This window comes from uncultured Thiohalocapsa sp. (assembly GCF_913062725.1).
Classification (GTDB): domain Bacteria; phylum Pseudomonadota; class Gammaproteobacteria; order Chromatiales; family Chromatiaceae; genus Thiohalocapsa.
The window spans coordinates 1-16662 of sequence record NZ_CAJXWY010000019.1 but is presented as its reverse complement, the minus strand read 5'-3'; the positions used below and the strand labels follow the sequence as shown (position 1 = coordinate 16662).

At 67.0% G+C, this 16662-nt stretch carries 17 protein-coding genes, 1 tRNA gene and 1 pseudogene; 17 read left to right on the top strand and 2 right to left on the bottom strand.

What is annotated here, in order from left to right:
• Positions 1-130: 130 nt before the first annotated feature.
• From tcuA to QZ588_RS07135, 3 genes are all read left to right on the top strand, one after another.
• The gene (gene tcuA / locus QZ588_RS07145) at positions 131-1531 is read left to right on the top strand and encodes an FAD-dependent tricarballylate dehydrogenase TcuA (RefSeq protein ID WP_295541265.1); all 1401 of its coding nucleotides are present in this window, start codon (positions 131-133) and stop codon (positions 1529-1531) included.
• A 65-nt stretch (positions 1532-1596) separates the two neighbouring features.
• Positions 1597-2739: a tricarballylate utilization 4Fe-4S protein TcuB gene (gene tcuB, locus QZ588_RS07140; RefSeq protein WP_295541263.1), complete on the top strand. Its 1143-nt coding sequence runs from the start codon at positions 1597-1599 to the stop codon at positions 2737-2739.
• A gap of 62 nt (positions 2740-2801) precedes the next feature.
• Positions 2802-3572 carry a cobalt-precorrin-6A reductase gene (locus QZ588_RS07135; RefSeq protein ID WP_295541261.1) on the top strand — a complete coding sequence of 257 codons (771 nt, stop codon included), beginning with the start codon at positions 2802-2804 and terminating at the stop codon, positions 3570-3572.
• A 20-nt stretch (positions 3573-3592) separates the two neighbouring features.
• Here QZ588_RS07135 and QZ588_RS07130 read toward each other — a convergent pair whose 3' ends face one another.
• Positions 3593-3748 (bottom strand): hypothetical protein, encoded by a 156-nt coding sequence (locus tag QZ588_RS07130; RefSeq protein WP_295541259.1) that lies wholly within the window; start codon positions 3746-3748, stop codon positions 3593-3595.
• 98 nt (positions 3749-3846) lie between these two features.
• Here QZ588_RS07130 and QZ588_RS07125 point away from each other — a divergent pair, with 98 nt between their 5' ends.
• From QZ588_RS07125 to QZ588_RS07070, 12 genes are all read left to right on the top strand, one after another.
• Positions 3847-4998 (top strand): GTP-binding protein, encoded by a 1152-nt coding sequence (locus QZ588_RS07125; protein ID WP_295541258.1) that lies wholly within the window; start codon positions 3847-3849, stop codon positions 4996-4998.
• A gap of 115 nt (positions 4999-5113) precedes the next feature.
• On the top strand, positions 5114-7189 hold the full coding sequence (locus QZ588_RS07120) for a UvrD-helicase domain-containing protein (protein ID WP_295541256.1): 2076 nt from the start codon (positions 5114-5116) through the stop codon (positions 7187-7189).
• Positions 7190-7411: 222 nt separating this feature from the next.
• A tRNA-Arg gene (locus QZ588_RS07115) sits at positions 7412-7488 on the top strand.
• Positions 7489-7968: 480 nt separating this feature from the next.
• The gene (locus tag QZ588_RS07110; protein ID WP_295541254.1) at positions 7969-8856 is read left to right on the top strand and encodes a hypothetical protein; all 888 of its coding nucleotides are present in this window, start codon (positions 7969-7971) and stop codon (positions 8854-8856) included.
• A 111-nt stretch (positions 8857-8967) separates the two neighbouring features.
• Positions 8968-9228: a hypothetical protein gene (locus tag QZ588_RS07105; RefSeq protein ID WP_295541252.1), complete on the top strand. Its 261-nt coding sequence runs from the start codon at positions 8968-8970 to the stop codon at positions 9226-9228.
• 527 nt (positions 9229-9755) lie between these two features.
• Positions 9756-10616 (top strand): adenylyl-sulfate reductase, encoded by an 861-nt coding sequence (locus QZ588_RS07100; RefSeq protein WP_295541250.1) that lies wholly within the window; start codon positions 9756-9758, stop codon positions 10614-10616.
• 38 nt (positions 10617-10654) lie between these two features.
• Positions 10655-11137, top strand: a complete 483-nt coding sequence (aprB, locus tag QZ588_RS07095; RefSeq protein WP_295541248.1) for an adenylyl-sulfate reductase subunit beta — start codon at positions 10655-10657, stop codon at positions 11135-11137.
• Positions 11137-13020 (top strand): adenylyl-sulfate reductase subunit alpha, encoded by a 1884-nt coding sequence (aprA, locus tag QZ588_RS07090; protein WP_295541246.1) that lies wholly within the window; start codon positions 11137-11139, stop codon positions 13018-13020. The genes aprB and aprA overlap by 1 nt, the downstream gene beginning before the upstream one ends.
• A 245-nt stretch (positions 13021-13265) precedes the next feature.
• Positions 13266-13616 carry a hypothetical protein gene (locus QZ588_RS07085; RefSeq protein ID WP_295541244.1) on the top strand — a complete coding sequence of 117 codons (351 nt, stop codon included), beginning with the start codon at positions 13266-13268 and terminating at the stop codon, positions 13614-13616.
• A 3-nt stretch (positions 13617-13619) separates the two neighbouring features.
• Positions 13620-14129: a peptidylprolyl isomerase gene (locus tag QZ588_RS07080; RefSeq protein ID WP_295541242.1), complete on the top strand. Its 510-nt coding sequence runs from the start codon at positions 13620-13622 to the stop codon at positions 14127-14129.
• Positions 14130-14180: 51 nt separating this feature from the next.
• Positions 14181-14489, top strand: a complete 309-nt coding sequence (locus QZ588_RS07075) for a hypothetical protein (protein WP_295541241.1) — start codon at positions 14181-14183, stop codon at positions 14487-14489.
• A 189-nt stretch (positions 14490-14678) separates the two neighbouring features.
• The gene (locus QZ588_RS07070) at positions 14679-14840 is read left to right on the top strand and encodes a hypothetical protein (RefSeq protein ID WP_295541239.1); all 162 of its coding nucleotides are present in this window, start codon (positions 14679-14681) and stop codon (positions 14838-14840) included.
• 134 nt (positions 14841-14974) lie between these two features.
• Here QZ588_RS07070 and QZ588_RS07065 read toward each other — a convergent pair whose 3' ends face one another.
• Positions 14975-15475: a peptidylprolyl isomerase gene (locus QZ588_RS07065; protein WP_295541237.1), complete on the bottom strand. Its 501-nt coding sequence runs from the start codon at positions 15473-15475 to the stop codon at positions 14975-14977.
• Positions 15476-15676: 201 nt separating this feature from the next.
• Between QZ588_RS07065 and QZ588_RS07060 the strand changes: the two genes are divergently transcribed.
• Positions 15677-16411 (top strand): hypothetical protein, encoded by a 735-nt coding sequence (locus QZ588_RS07060; RefSeq protein ID WP_295541236.1) that lies wholly within the window; start codon positions 15677-15679, stop codon positions 16409-16411.
• A gap of 72 nt (positions 16412-16483) precedes the next feature.
• Positions 16484-16662, top strand: a pseudogene (locus QZ588_RS07055) (IS5/IS1182 family transposase); the annotation flags it as partial.

Sequence of the window (16662 nt, the reverse complement as noted above, 5' to 3'; positions counted from 1 at the left end):
TCACCTGTCGTTGGTCATTGCCTCGCCTGCGCCCGCGGCGGACACTGCTGTGGCCTCGCCTGCGGCGCCGATGCGATCGAGCGTCGGATTTTGTTGACCGCTCCCACCGCTGTCAAACGGTCACCCGATTTTGCACCCTTCCAGCCGGAATCCGGACGTGCTCGTCATCGGCGGCGGCGCGGCGGCGCTGGCCGCCGCCCTCGAGGCCGCGGCGGCGGGCGCGCGGGTGCGGCTATTGGATGCCGCACCGCCGCCGCTGCTCGGCGGCAACACGCGCCATTCACGCAACTTTCGCTACGCGCATGACGCGCCGAATCGATACACGCCGGATGCCTATCCGGCCGCACAGTTTCGCGCCGACCTGCTGCGCGCCAGCGGCGGCGGCGCCGATCCGCGGCTGCTGGATACCCTGGTGGCACAGAGCCGCGAATTGCCGGACTGGCTGCTGGCCCAGGGTGTCGCGCTGCAACGCCCGGCGCAGGGTCCGCTGCCCTATTCACGCCGCACCGCATTCTTTCTGGGCGGCGGCATGGCGGCGGTGCGTGCGCTCGCGGACCGGGCGCTGGCCCTGGGGGTGGCGCTCATGCCGGGCTGCCGCGCGGATGCGCTGGTGCGCAGTGGCGGTTGCGCGACGGCGGCGCAGACGGCGGCGGGGGCCATGGGCGCCGGCGCCTTTGTGCTCGCCTGTGGCGGCGCCCATGCCGACCCGATCCGGCTCGCACGGCACTGGGGACAGGCGGCGGCCGGCTTCATCAATCGTGGGACTCCGCACGTCCGCGGCGAGCTGCTCGACTGGCTGCTGGCGGCGGGGGCGGTGGCCGCCGGCGACCGGGCCGGGCTGTACCTGGTGGCGGTGGATGCGCGCTCACCGGCGGCGGACGGCGGCATTGTCACGCGTATCCGGGGCATGCCCCTCGGCATCGTCGTCGACTGCGCCGGCCGCCGCCGGCACGACGAGGGGGCCGACACCGCCTCCACCCGTTATGCCCGCTGGGGGCAGCGGCTGGCGGCCTATCCGGCGCAGACCGGCTGGCTGGTGCTGGACGCCGCCGGGCTGCGGGCAGCGCCGGCGGCGCTGTACCCGCCCATCCAGGCGCCGAGCATCGCGGCGCTGGCCGCCGCGACGGGCGTGGATGCCCCGGGCTTGGCCGCCACCGTCGCCGCCTACAATGCGAGCATCCAGCCGCCGGCGGACCCGCTCGCCACCGCTGACTGGTGCACGGTTGGGCTCGTGCCGCCCAAGTCTGCGCACGCCCGCCCCATCGCCGAGCCGCCCTTCGCTGCCTACCCCATGCGTCCCGGGGTGACTTTCGCCCACCACGGTGTCGCCGTGGACACCCGCACGCGGGTAGCATGGGCCGATGGTGGGTCTGTGCACAATGTTTTTGCGGCGGGCATGATCATGGCCGCGAACCTGATCCCGCAGGGCTATTTGTCCGGGCTCGCGGTGAGCATCTCACTGGTGTTCGGGCGCATTGCCGGGCGCGAGGCCGCGCGGGCCGCGGGCCGCGCCGGCGGTGGTGCCCGCTGATGCGCCGCGGGCGCGCCGTCCCCGCCGCTCCGCCGCCGTCGGCGCCGGCCCCGGAGGCGCCATCCATGAACGCCCCGGCCGCGCGCGTCATCGACCCGGCTGCGGCGGCCGACGGTGCCGAGACCCGGCGACAGCTCGGCATCTGCAACATCTGCAACTATTGCAACGGGCTCTGTGCGGTGTTCAGCGCCGCGGAACGCCGCCACCGACTCACGCCCGGTGACCTCGACCATCTCGCCAACCTGTGTCACCACTGCCGCAGCTGCCTCTACGATTGTCAGTACGCGCCGCCCCACGCCTTTGCCGTGAATCTGCCGCGGGCACTGGCCCGGCAGCGCTGGCACAGCTACGCGCGCTACGCCTGGCCGCGGGCCCTGGCCGGGTCGTTCGCCGGCCACGGGCGCCGGGCGGGGCTGCTGGCGGTCGCCGTGGTGCTGGCCTTCACGCTGGCGGTGGTGCTGACGGTGCCCGCGCCGACCCTGTTCGCCGCCCACGCCGGTCCGGGTGCGTTTTACGCGGTGGTGCCGCTCAGCGTCATGACGGCCGGCGCAGTGCTCAGCCTGGGCTTCGCGCTGTTCGCCATCGCCGTGGGCGTGCGGCGATTCTGGCGGACGACGGCGCCGGCGCCGCGCATTGCGGGGCCGGGCAGGGGGGCTGGGGGCGGGGCCCTCGCACGGGCGGCGCTGGACCTGTTGACGCTGAAGCACCAATCCGGCGGTGGCCCCGGCTGCGCGGATCTGGATCATCGCCCGTCACGGCGGCGCCGGCGCTTCCACCACGCGCTGTTCTACGGCTTCCTGCTCTGCCTCGGCGCCACCACCGTCGCCGCCCTGCGGCACCACATGCTCGGCCAGCCCGCGCCCTATCCGCTGCTGAGCGCGCCGGTGCTGCTCGGCACCGCCGGCGGCATCGGCATGGTGGTGGGATGCATCGGGCTGCTGTGGCTGCGCCGCCGGGAGGATCCCGCGCCGACGCACCCGCCCAGCCGCGGCGCCGACGTCGCCCTCACCTGGCTGCTGCTCGCCGTGGCCGCCACCGGCCTGGCGCTGCTGGCACTGCGCGGCACCAGCGCCATGGGTCTGCTGCTGGCGGTGCACCTGGGCACGGTGCTCGCCCTGTTCGTGCTATTGCCCTACACCAAGATGGTGCACGGCGCCTATCGCGCCGCCGCGCTGCTGCGCGATGCCGTGGAACGGGCAGGGCGCTGATGCCGTCACCCAAACATGCGACCTTTGCGCCGACCATTGTGTGACGCCGGATTAAACGCCGCATGTGCAAAGCCTCCATCACCAGCGTCCTGATCCTCGGCGGCACCAGCGAAGGCTATGCGCTGGCCGAGGCGTTGGCCGATCGCGCGGATCTGCGCGTCGTGACCTCCCTCGCCGGGCGCACATCCGAGCCGCGTCGGCCCGCGGGCGCGCTGCGCGTCGGCGGCTTCGGCGGTGTCGACGGGCTCGCCGCCTATCTCGCCGGCGGGCGCATCGCCGCCGTGATCGATGCGACGCATCCTTTCGCCGCCACCATGGGCGACCACGCCGCCCAGGCCTGCGCCGACCTGGGCCTGCCGCTGCTGCGCCTGGAGCGCCCCGCCTGGGCGCCGGTGCCGGGGGATCGCTGGGAGCCGGTGAACGACTGGTACGGCGCCGTCGTCGCGCTGCGCATGCTGGGCGCGCGCCGGGTGCTGCTGGCCGTCGGCCGGCAGGCGCTCGCGCCCTTCGCGCTGCTGGACGATGTCTGGTTTCTGGTGCGCTGCGTGAGTCCGCCGAGCCCGCTGCCCGCCTTCGCCCACGCCGAGCTGCTGCTGGACCGCGGCCCCTTTGACCTGGATGCCGAGCGCATGCTGCTTGAGGCCCACAACATCGACTGTATCGTCTGCAAGAACAGCGGTGGCAGCGCCAGCGCCGCCAAGCTGCAGGCGGCCCGCGAGCGCGGCATCCCGGTGGTGATGCGCGAGCGCCCGCCGCGGCCGGCGTTGCCGGCGGCCGCGGACGTGGCCGCGGCGCTTGTGTGGCTGCGGGATGTGCTGGCGCCGCAGCCCTGAGCGCCGGGCCGGCGGCGGCCTCAGATCGGCGCATGCCGCAACCGCGCCGAGATCCATTCGCTCACCACCACGGTGGCCAGGATGACCATGAAGATCAGCGTCACCTGGGGCCAGGCCAGGGGATCGACGCAGGCCTTGAGCTGATGCCGAAGCTCGATCGACGTCGGGTATACCATGGCGACACCGAGCCGGCTCAGTCGTGCGTGACGGCGCCCGGCGCCGAGCCGGCGCAACGCCCGTGCGGCCCCTCACCACATATCCGCCAATAGTCTCCATGCACATACCCCTCACCCTGCTCACCGGCTTCCTCGGCAGCGGCAAGACCACGGTGCTGAACCATCTGCTGCGGCAGCCGGCGCTGGCGCGCACCCTGGTGATCGTGAACGAATTCGGGGCGGTGGGCCTGGATCACCTGCTCATGAGCCGGGTACCGGACGACACGGTGGTGGAGATGGCGAGCGGCTGTCTGTGCTGCACCGTGCGCGGTGATCTGGTGAGCACCCTCAAGGACGCGCACTGGCGCTACGCGCGCGGCGGTGAGCGGCAGTTCGACCGCGTCGTGATCGAGACCACCGGGCTCGCGGACCCGGCCCCCATCCTGCACACGCTGATGACGATCGGCGTCATCAACCGCCGGTATCGTCTCGACGGGGTGGTGACCGTTGTCGACCTCGCCAACGCCGCCGCCACGCTGGACGCCCATCCGGAGGCGGTGAAGCAGGTGGCCGTCGCCGACCGGCTGCTGCTGACCAAGGGGGATCTCGCCGGCGACGGCGCGCAGTCGGCGCTGGGACGGCGTCTGGCGGACATCAACCCGGCTGCGGCGCAGGTGCCGGTGACACACGGCGCCGTCGACCCGGCGGCGGTGCTCGGCCTGGGGCCGTTCCAGCCGCAGAGCAAGCCGGCGGACGTGCTGCGCTGGCTGAATGCGGAGGCCTATGGGGCGGGCGCACGGACCGGCATCGACGAAGCCGGCGCGGCGCCCGCCCATACCCATGGCCAGCATGCGCACGACGACCACGATCAGGCGCATCATCACCCTGAAGGGCACGGGCACGGGCACGGGCACGGGCACGGGCACGGGCACGGGCACGACCCGAACCGCCACGACGATCACATCCGCGCCTTCTGTATCCTGCGCGATGCGCCGCTGGCCGCGGACGTGCCGGCCGCGCTGATGCAGGCCCTCGGTGCGCTGGCGGGACCGGACCTGCTGCGGGTGAAGGGGATGCTGAACGTGCAGGGCTGCGCCGGGCCGGTGGTGATCCACGGCGTGCAGCACAGCCTCGCGAAACCGCTGGAGCTTGCAGCCTGGCCGACGCCGGACCGGCGCTCGCGGCTGGTGTTCATCACCCGCGACATCGCCCAGTCCGCCCTCGAAGCGCGGCTGGATGATCTGCTGCGCGCGCCCGCGGCCACGCGCTGACGGCCCGTCATGCCGGAGGGCGTGCGCCGGCACCCGTGCTCGCCCCACACCCCACCGGCGCCGCACCCGGCGCCTGCCCGCTGCAAACGTCCAACAGCCCGATTGCCACTGCCCCATGTCCGCGCTCAATCCCCGCCAAGCCGAGGCCGTGGCGCACACCGGCGGCCCGCTGCTGGTGATCGCCGGCGCGGGCTCCGGCAAAACCCGGGTGATCACCCGCAAGATCGCGCACCTGATCCGCGTGCAGGGGGTGCCGGCGCATGCCATCGTCGCCCTCACCTTCACCAACAAGGCGGCGCGGGAGATGAAGGCCCGGGTGGGTGCCCTGCTCAAGGGTCAGCGCGGGCGCGGGCTCAAGGTGTCCACCTTCCACACCTTCGGGCTCAACCTGCTGCGACGCGAGGTGGACGCCGCCGGCCTGCGGCCCGGATTCTCGCTGTTCGACCCCGAGGATGCCGCCACGGTGCTGAAGGAGCACCTGCGCGAGCATGCGCTGGCGGATGCGGTGACGCCCGCCGCGGCGTTGGCGCGCATCTCGCGCTGGAAAAATGAGCTCATCGACCCCGCCCGCGCCGCCGGCACCGCCGAAGACGACTTCGAGGCCATGCTCGCGGAGCTCTACGGCCACTACCAGCAGAGCCTGACGGCGTATAACGCCTGCGATTTCGATGATCTGATCACCCGGCCCGTGCGGCTGCTGCGCGACGACCGCGACCTGCGTGAGCGCTGGCAGAACCGCATCCGCCACCTGCTGGTGGACGAATATCAGGACACCAACGGCGCCCAATATGAGCTGGTGCGCCTGCTGGTGGGCCCGCGCGCCGCCTTCACGGTGGTGGGCGACGACGACCAGTCCATCTACGCCTGGCGCGGCGCACGCCCGGACAACCTGGCGCGGCTGCGGGACCATTATCCGACCCTCAGGGTGGTCATGCTGGAGCAGAATTACCGCTCCAGCGGGCGCATTCTCAAGCTCGCCAACGCGCTTATCGGCCACAACCCGCACTTGTTCGACAAGCGCCTGTGGTGCGATCTCGGTCCCGGCGAGCCCGCCCGGGTGCTGGTGTGCCGCGACGAGGCCCATGAGGCCGAGCGGGTCGCCGCCGAGATCCAGCACCACCACCTCACCAAGGACCGGCCCTACGGCAGCATCGCCATCCTGTACCGCAGCAATCATCAGGCGCGGCCCTTCGAGCAGGCGCTGCGCGCCTTGAGCGTGCCCTATTTTCTGAGCGGCGGGACCTCCTTCTTCGCGCGCGCGGAGGTCAAAGACGTCATGGCCTATCTGCGTCTCCTGGCCAATCCGGCGGACGACGCCGCCTTCCTGCGCGTGGTCAACGTGCCGCGCCGGGCGATCGGCCCGACCACGCTGCAGCGCCTCGCCGCCTTCGCCGCCGAGGGTGAGCAGCCGCTGGCCGCCGCCTGCGCCGACCCCCTGCTGGCGCCGCATCTGCCCAAGCGCCAGCTCGGCCGCCTCGCCGAGCTGGGCGCATTGCTGGCGGAGCACCGCAGCCAGGCGAGCACCGCCGCCGACCCCGTCGCCGCCGTGCGCGCGCTGGTGGCGCGCATCGACTACGCCGGCTGGTGCCGCGACAACGCCCCGAGCCGCGCCGCCGCCGAGCGCCGCATGGACAATGTCACCGACCTGGTGGATTGGCTGGAGCGCCTACACCGCGAGCGCGCCGCCGATGCCGCCGCCGGTGCCACGCTGCCCGACCTGGTGGCCAGGCTCACGCTGCTCGATGTGCTGGAGCGCCAGGACGAGGCCGAGGGCGGCGATCGCGTGCACCTGATGACCCTGCACGCCGCCAAGGGGCTGGAATTTCCCCATGTGTATCTCGTGGGCATGGAAGAAGCGCTGCTGCCCCACCGCAGCAGCCTGGAAGACGCCGCCGAAGTCGGTGACGGCGACGCCGCCGCGGACGCCGACACAGGCCAGCTGGGCATCCAGGAAGAGCGCCGCCTGTGCTATGTCGGTATCACCCGCGCCCAGCAGAGCCTGACCTTCACCCGCGCCCGTCGCCGCCGGCGCTTCGGCGAGACCGTCGCCTGCCAGCCGAGCCGCTTCCTCGGCGAGCTCCCCGCCGCCGAACTGCACCAGCCCGACAGCAAGCCGCGCGACGACGCCGAGGCCCGTGCCCATGGCAGCGCGCAGCTGGCGGCGCTGAAGGGGCTCTTGGGCGGCGGCTGAGCGCGTGCCGCGGGCCGCTGAAGCGGCCCGGCGCTGGATGCGGCGCCGCACGACCCGGCGCAGCGTCAGGCCTCAGGCAGCAAATCGCGCATGCGCCGCCACAGAAACAGCCACGAAACCACGCCTCTGTGCGTCGGCCGTCGTGGACAACCGCGCCTGAGCAGATTATCCTTGTGCGTCGGGCATCGAGCCATCCAGCGGCCCGCTGTTCGCCCCTTCCCCGCGCCTGTAGCTCAGCTGGATAGAGTACTGCCCTCCGAAGGCAGGGGTCACAGGTTCGAATCCTGTCAGGCGCGCCATTCAATCAAGCACTTACCAGAATGCGACCGGCGGCAGCCGCAGCCGTCGCCCGCCCGGGTGTCACCCGGGGCTCCGGCGCATGGACGGATCTGGGCCATCCCCACCCTTTCTGTCGCCTCCCGTCGGCCCGCTGCAGAGCGGCGCGGCGAGTCACCTCGGTGTCCCCGGGCGGCCCGCTTTCCGTCGGATGCACTTCCCGTTATCATGGATTCCCAGGCGGTGCATTGCGGTTTACACCAGCCGTCGTGCATCTGGCCCGGTGTCACCGGACTGCCCGCGGTGTTCGCAACGTCGCTGCGGCGGGACCGTTCAGCAGATCGTTCAGGCCTGGCTTCGATGTCGGTCGGGCGTGTCCCCGAGGGCGATGCCGCATAGCAACCTGCGGCAACGTATCCGCCCAACGCCATGCGTCCAGCCCCGTCCACCTGTCCCCATGTGCCCGGCCCCCGAGAACCTACCCCGATGGTGATGTCGCGTCCATGATCAAAGCTCACTCACAGCGCATCCTGCAGCCGTTTTCGGCGCAGGTGCAAATCGCCGAGTCTGCGGATGCTCGTGCGCTCTCGATCGACGGTGATGTGTGGGAGTTCCAATTCATCTATGCCAAAAGTCGTGGCCCCGGTGTGGGGCCGGGCGGCCACCGCGGTCGTTTCACCCGGGCGGCGCATATCAGGTACTGCGATCTGCAGCAGGTGATCGACAATCCGTCGGCGGCGGGCGGTCAGGTCGACCAGCGCATACTCGACCTCGCACAGTTTCTGCTGGACGCACAACTGCCGTTTGCGGCCGCAGATCGCTACGAATACTGGCTGCTCGATCCCAAAGACGAGTCACCGCTGGCCTTGATTTTCTCGTGCATCGACGCCTCGGAAATGGCGTCATTTCCAAAGCTGACGGAGTGGGCCGCGCTACCGGCTGCTGTGATGCCCATCGAAGCCAGCGAGACCGAGCGCAGCATGTCCTACGGACCGGTGAACTATCGGCTGGAACGGCGCGTGGCCGAGCGCGCGGGCAGCAAGCCGAAGGCGCGCTGGTTCACCCGGCGGTATCACGAGACCGAAGCCTTTCCGCCATTCCTGATTCGCGAAGATTGGGATGACGACGAGCAACGGGACCTGTGTCAGCGCTACTTGCAGCGCCAGGCGCCGCGCTTACTCATGCTGCATGGCGTGAGCCCGAATGAGCGGCGGCGTATGGAGGTGGCGGCCAAGGCCAATGCCCTGGATGTGGCGCGCTTCTATCCGCTTTATCCGGAAATCGCCGACCGTGAAGTGATGGACAAGATTCGGATCGAAGCGCGACTGCGCATGGCGGCGGGGGAGTCCGCCTACGCGCTGGGACGTCGAGATGGCGTCCTTTATCAATGACGCCGTCGGTCGCCGTCGCCCATCGCATGACGAGACCACCGGGCCGGCGGTGCGCCGGGGCCCCGTCAAACCCTGTCGCCGCAACATCGCCACCTGCCGGGGCCTGAGCAAATGACCGGATTCGATCACCGTCTGGATGTGACGAGCATCGAGGAAGCGCTGATGCTGCTCGAGCAGCATGTCGGCGCTGAAGAAATCGCTCCGGTGCTCGATGTTTTGCGGGAATTGCTGGCACGGCCGCAGGATCAGGCCCTACGGGTGCGACTCGCCGATACCGTTGAGCGCCTCGGGGTCTTGCAGGGTGCCGTGCTGACTTATGCACCAGTTATCGTGGGGTTATTGTCCGATGATCCATTCAGCGACGACGGGTGACAGCGGTCGCTGACGGATGATGCGGTGGCGGGCCCATCGGCGCTGTGGCCGCGCGCACACGCTCGCCGGCGCCGAGGCGCGCGCCCGCGGATGCCGATGTGGTCCACGTCGCCGACGGCGAGCGCTGGAGCGCAGCACCAGGCGGGCAAGGCCGCGCGCGGTGGCCAGAGCCGGCAGTGATGGCGGCGCCGAGACACAGGCGCTCGGTGAGCCGCCCGTTGACGTACCTCGGGAAAACCGCTATCACACCAGCCACTGGCCCCAGCAGGAACCCTCATTAGCATTGGTTATGGTGCCCGAAAAATGTATGAGTCGCGCGCCACAGGCCGAGAGGCTTAGACTGCGGGATCGTTGTCGCCACAAGGCGCAACTTTGCCGATACACCAGCGGATACCCCAGCTGACACCTTGGTAGAGTGGTGGGATATCCGTTCGATCGGCATCGCCGGTCTGCCCCGAGCGCGGGCAGCTCAGGTCCATATCCCTTGATGTAGTCGAGGACATCAGCCAAGTGGAGTCACCATCCCAATGATCACAAGTAACCCTTTCGAGGTTCTGTCCGCGAGCCTGCCGCTGGAACCGGGGGTCATGCAAGCGTATGTCGTTCTGATGGTCTTTCTGGTCATCGGCGGCACCCTGCTTGATGTCGTCCACAAGAAAAGCGGCAAGTACTTCTTCGAGAAAGGTCAGGCGCTGAAGAAAATCGCCAAGCGCGAGGTCAGTGGCGGCGAGAAGATCGGTCTGGCCGTCAGCACCTTCGCCAACGAGGTGCTGCGCTCAAGCGAGTTCGAGAATCGCGATCGCCGGATCTCGCATCTCTTTACGATGTATGGGTTCATTTTCTTCGTGGTGACCACGGCCATCTTGATCTTCGGATTGCCGGCGGCCGAAGGCGGCACACCCATCACCGCACTCCTTTGGCATCTCGGTGCCTTGTCGATCTGCTTTGGTGGCTACTGGTTCTGGTTCAAGATCCGGGTCGATGTCCGTGCTGAGGGCAACCAGTGGTACAACGTGCATCAGTCCGATCTGTTCGTCGTGTCGCTCCTGCTAACGGCGACCTTCGCGCTGGTCTGGTCCGCCATGCAGGCCATCACCGGTGCCGCCTCGGCGCTGAGCATCATCGCCTTCATCGTGTTCATTGCGGCGTCCACCACGCTTTTCAGCACGATCCTGTGGTCGAAGTTTGCCCACATGTTCTTCAAGCCCGCCGCCGCCTTCCAAAAGAAAGTCGCCGTCGCCGACGGCTCCCGCGACAAGCTGCCGGAGATTCCGGATCTGTCCAGCGCGGAGTGCAAGGAGCGCTATCCCGACATCCCGGAGTACATGGGCGACAATCCGCCGAACATGGGCTTGGGCATCAAGCGTGAGGCCCCCAGCCACTACTGATGCTTAGCCGCTGACTTCATCACGAAGAGGAATTGCATATGCCAACCTTCGTTTACATGACGCGCTGCGACGGCTGCGGCCAGTGTGTCGACATCTGCCCCTCGGACATCATGCACATCGATCCGAAGGTGCGCCGTGCCTACAATATCGAGCCGAACATGTGCTGGGAGTGCTACTCCTGCGTCAAGGCCTGCCCGCACAATGCCATCGATGTTCGCGGCTATGCGGACTTCGCGCCCCTCGGACATTCTGTCCGCGTGCGCCGCGACGAGGAGAAGGGTGTCATCGCCTGGCGCATCATCTTCCGCAATGGCGAGAAGGACATGAACCTGCTGGCGCCCATCACCACCAAGCCCTGGGGCAAGCATATCCCCCAGCTGGCCGACGCGCCGCCGCCGAGCCAGGAGGTGCGTGACAGCCAGCTGCTGTACAACGAGCCGAAATACATCCGATTCGATGATGGCGGTCTGCACACGCTCGAGTCGGCTGGTCTCAAACTCAAGACAGGGGTGTACGAATAATGGGCTACAAAACAGTGGTTGAGGACGACATCGACGTCCTGGTGTGTGGCGCAGGCCTGGGTGGCACCGGCGCCGCGTTCGAGGCCCGCTACTGGGGCAAGGACAAGAAAATCGTCGTCGCCGAGAAGGCTAACATCGACCGTTCCGGTGCCGTGGCCCAGGGCCTGTACGCCATCAACTGCTACATGGGCACCCGCTTCGGTGAGAATAATCCCGAAGACCATGTCCGCTATGCCCGTATCGACCTGATGGGGATGGTCCGCGAAGACCTCCTGTTCGATATGGCGAGGCACGTGGACTCGACCGTGCACCAGTTCGAGGAATGGGGTCTGCCGCTGATGCGTAACCCCAAGACCGGCGCCTACCAGCGCGAGGGTCGCTGGCAGATCATGATCCACGGCGAGTCCTACAAGCCCATCGTGGCAGAGGCCGCCAAGAAGTCCGCAGACAAGGTCTTCAACCGTGTCTGCGTCACCCATCTGCTGATGGATGAGACCAGGGACAACCGCGTCGCCGGTGCCGTGGGCTTCAATGTGCGCACCGGTGACTATCACGTCTTCAAGTCGAAGACCGTCGTCGTGGCCGCCGGCGGCGCTTCCAACATCTTCAAGCCGCGCTCCGTGGGCGAAGGCGCGGGCCGGGTGTGGTATGCGCCCTGGTCCTCCGGCTCTGCCTATGGGCTGCTGATCGGCGCCGGCGCGAAGATGACGCAGATGGAAAACCGCATCGTGCTCGCGCGCTTCAAGGACGGCTACGGGCCGGTGGGGGCATACTTCCTGCACCTGAAGACCTACACCCAGAACGGACTGGGCGAAGAATACGAATCCAAGTGGTTCCCCGATCTAGAGAAGATGGTCGGCAAGCGCTACCTCGACATCGAGGCATCGCACCGCACACACAGGCCGATTCCGACCTGTCTGCGCAACCATGCATTCATCAATGAGGTGAACGCCGGTCGCGGCCCGATCCACATGGTGACCATGGAAGCCTTCCAGGATCCGCATCTCGAGGAGATCGGCTGGCACAACTTCCTGGGCATGACCGTTGGCCAGGCGGTGCTGTGGGCCGCCACCGACGTCAATCCAAAGTACGAGAACCCGGAGCTGACCACCTCCGAGCCCTACGTCATGGGCTCTCACGCCACGGGTTGCGGCGCCTGGTGCAGCGGCCCCGAGGACGTGTCGCCGGATGACTACTTCTGGGGTTACAACCGCATGACCACGGTCGAGGGTCTGTTCGGCGCCGGCGACGCGGTGGGCGGTACGCCGCACGCGTTCTCCTCCGGCTCCTTCACCGAAGGCCGTCTCGCGGCCAAGGCCGCCTGCAAGTACATCGACGACGGTAAGGCCGAGGGCATTCGCATTTCCGACGCCCAGATCAACCGCCGCAAGGAAGAGATCTACAAGCCGATGGAGCACTACAAGGTCTATCGCAACGAGATCACCGCGGGGACGGTCAACCCGAACTACATCAATCCGCGTCAGGGTCTCGATCGGCTGCAGAAGCTGATGGACGAGTATTGCGGCGGCGTCACGGTCAACTACATGACCAACGAGAAGCTGCTGCACATCGGCCTGAAAAAGCTGAAGCTGCTGGAGGAAGACCTCGACAAGCTTGCGGCCGAGAATATCCACGAGCTGCTGCGGGCCTGGGAGCTGAAGCATCGCCACCTCACATCCGAGGCGGTCATGCATCACACCCTGTTCCGCAAGGAAACCCGTTGGCCGGGCTACTACTATCGCGGTGACGCGATGAAAGTGGATGATGAGAACTGGCATGTGCTGACGGTGTCCCGTCGCGATCCGGAGACCGGCGAGTACACCATGGAAAAGGCGCCCTGCTATCATCTGATCGAGGATGAGCCCGCAGCGAAGGCGGCTTAGGCATACCCCGCAAGGGCACCAGGGAGGGTGCCCTGGGGCCCGGCACCGGTGGGACATGGCTTCTGCGGTAGATCTGTAGCCGTGTGGCCCGTGCGTCAGCCGGCAGACGCCGACGATAACCACCTCGACACAGGCGGACATGACGCCCCATCACTGGGAGACTGCGGCGACAGGCCATGGCCTGACCACATAGCCTGGCCACCGGGTCGCAGAGCACCTGAGACGTTGCGAGATGTCGACGGGACATGAATATCAACGATAAGACAGACGACGAAATCCTGGAGATCGCACATCCGCTGTGGGATGAGCTGATCCAGTATTCCAACAAGGGCCAATACGGCAAATTCATTCGTAAGTTCTCGTACCAGCTGCTGCTCGGCCTCAACGAGGTGGAGCTTGGCAAGCAATTCGCCCACAGTGAGCTCTCCCGCAACCTGGTGGAAGAGCGAGACTTTCTCGGCCTCATCCGCCGCGGCGAGCATGTGACAGTCCTCTATCGGGTGCGCAGCACGCAAAAGGAAGGCGAGTGGCTGGGGCGGATGGTCCTTGGCTACGAGAAAGGCGAGGTCCGAATCTTCGCCGCTTCGATTTTCTAGGTCATGACAGACACGATACAGCACAACAAGTACGTCGAGCTGCAATACAAAGTGCGCGACGCGAAAACGGGTCAGGAGCTCACGGGTGTGGATTTCCCCCTGGGCTACGTCCACGGTGTCAACGACGTGCTGTCATCACAGGTCATGGCCGAGCTGGAGGGCAGGGCCGCCGGTGAGACGCTCGCGGTTGAGCTGGACTGTCACAAGCTCTTCGGCCCGCGGGACGAATCGTTGGTCATCACCGATCGCATCGACAACGTCCCCGAAGAGTACAGGGAGGTGGGAACGACCATCGTGATGGAAAACGCGCAGGGCGACCGGAAGACCTTTCTGGTCACCCGGATGGATGAGAAAACCTTGACCATCGATGGCAACAACCCACTCTGCGGTCGGGACGTCGTGTTCGAACTCGAAGTCCTGACGGTTCGGGACGCGACCGAGGCGGAAATCGCGGCCGGTGGCAAGCTTGAGCCGCGCCCCGAGTTGTCGGGTGTAAAGCCGGTGCCGCTGTAATCGGACACCGAAGATAACGATCATGTTCGCTGGCGGCAGGGGTAAGAACATATGCGCCTAAACCTGGACCCGACGTTGTTCGAACAACAGCAGGCTCTGTTCGTTCGGGCGCTTGTTCAGAGTATCCGGGTCAAGCTACAGGAGGCGGGCTTGCGCGGTGAGGCCCTGGAAGAGACGACGGCGAGCATCGCCTTCAGCGTCGCCAGTACGATAGACGATACCTCGGCCATCGAGATCGACGGCAGCGAGGTGCATCCGTACCTGACGTTTCGCACCGGAGACGCAGCGCTGACCCATTGTGGCGAGAATGCGTATACACACGAATTCGTCTACGAAACACTGCAGAAAATGCTTGAATAGAGCCTCGCCAGACGTCGTCTACGCCCGCTGATGCCGAACCGCCGGCATTTGTCGGACACGCAGCGTCGGTAACTGTGTGCGGCGGCATTGAGATGGCGTTGGTGCACATACTTTGTTAGCCGGAGCCGCTATGGTGTGTCGTAGCCGTGCTCCAATCGTTCCACCATGTCATGTCGAGAGAGGTGACCCATGAGTCAGCAGTCCAAGAGCAGGCCTAAGGTGCCGGAAGGAAAGGCACGCTTCTACACCACCAAGCAGATGCAGCCCAACGAGAAGGGCTTTGTGGGATACCAAACCGTGTGGGATTCGCTGCAGAAAGAAGTGCAGTACAAGACGCCGAAGCGTCCCTGAGGCGTTGGGCCGTCGTCGCGGGTTGGGTGCGGACGACGCTACCTCTACAGACGCTCCGCGGAGACATGCGTCGGCGCGGGGCGCCCGGCTCCGGTGATTGTACCGGCGGGCGCCTTGGATGGCTGCTCGGATACTCAAGCTTCGGGGGCCGCAGGCGGCAACTGGCCGCCGTGCTCGCGCTCGGCGGGCGTGGCCTCGCGGACCTGCAGGATCTTGACCTGGTAGATGACTTCCCGGCCGCAGAGCGGGTTGTTGCCGTCGAAGGTAATACTGTCCCCTTCGATCTTGGTGACCAGAAAGCTTTTCATCTGCCCAAGGTTGTTCTCCATCAGGATCTGGCTGCCGAGCTGGCGATATTCACGCGGCACGACGGCGACCTTTTCGGTGATCACGAGTGATTCGTCCCTCGGGCCATAGAGTTCGTTGCAGTCCACCAGCAGGTCGACGCGCTCGCCCTGGGTCTTGCCCTGGAGTTCTTGGGTAATCACGGGGGCCAGGATCTCGTTGACGCCGTGGACGTAATTCAGCGGTCGCGAGACCTCCGTCAGCACGTCGCCGGTTTTGCTGTCGCGCACGAGGTAGGTGAGTTCGACGTATTTGCCATCGGCGATGGCTTCTGCGGCGGTTTCGGTCATGGACGTCTCCGGTGGATGAGGTCGGCAGGGCGCTGCGTCAACGCTGGCCCGAGGATTTGGGGCGGGAGCGCGGAGGTCAAGACGCGCGGCGTTGGTTGAAATACTGGAGCGCCAGCGCAATGGTTTTTGGCGCGGGCGCCGCCGGGCGCCGTGATGGGCTGGATTCATGCGCCGGCCTGCCAGTCTGTGTAGGTGAGCATTGTGTCGACGAATGTTCTGGTGATCGAAAACGATGCCATTTCAGACCTCGCGTTGGAGATCACGCAGGCCGTGCTGGCGAGGGCAGGGGAAGCGCAGTCGGTCATGGAGGATGAATCCGGGCTGTTGGCTCTGGCGCGGGCGCTGTCGGATTTTTTCCAAATCGCCGGCGCCCTGGAAATGGGTGCAGCGCAGTTGGCGCAGGACGAGCTCGATGAGCTGTGCGCCTACGGGCTGGACCTCCTGGATCGTCTGGCCTTTTTGGTGCGCAAGGTCGAGATCATGGATAAGCGCGACACGGTCGCGCGGATGTTCGCCGCGATGGGCGTCTGGGTCGCTCGCCGCGGCGCCACCATCGACAACCTCGAGGGCACCGCAGACGGCTTCGGCATGGTGGTGAACGCCACCAGTGCGCCGGCTGAGCTGCGGGCGCTGTGCGCACTGATGGAAGAGGTCATTCAGGCGGCATCGGTGCGTCTGCAGCTCGATGAGAACCGCGGCGACGCCTGGCGACCCTGGCGTGTCATCAATCTCAACGCCGGCATCGCCGCAACCCGCTCGCTCGACCCCGAGCTGATGGATCGGACGTTTCAGGCGATGGGCCGTCGGCTGCCCTATGACATGCCAGAGTTCCTGGCCGACGGCATGCGCCAGGCCGCGTTCCAAAATGTGCCGGACGCCGTCAAAGATGTGATGCGCAAGCACCTGGAGCACTGGCCGCGCAATGCGCCCCACTAGGAGGCTGTCCGACTTATCGGGCCGCAGGCCGGGTACAATAGGTCCGGGTTCACGCAGACGCGAGTGTGCAGCATGGCGGTCAATTTCGTGACGGTGGATCGGGACACGCCAGACCTGTTCCCGGCGAGTGTGCAGGAGTACCTGCCCGAAGACCACTTGGCGCGGTTCGTGGTGGAGATCGTCGATCAGCTCGATCTCAGCCATCTGGTCAGCGCGTACGCCGGTCGCGGCTCGCGGCCCTACCATCCGGC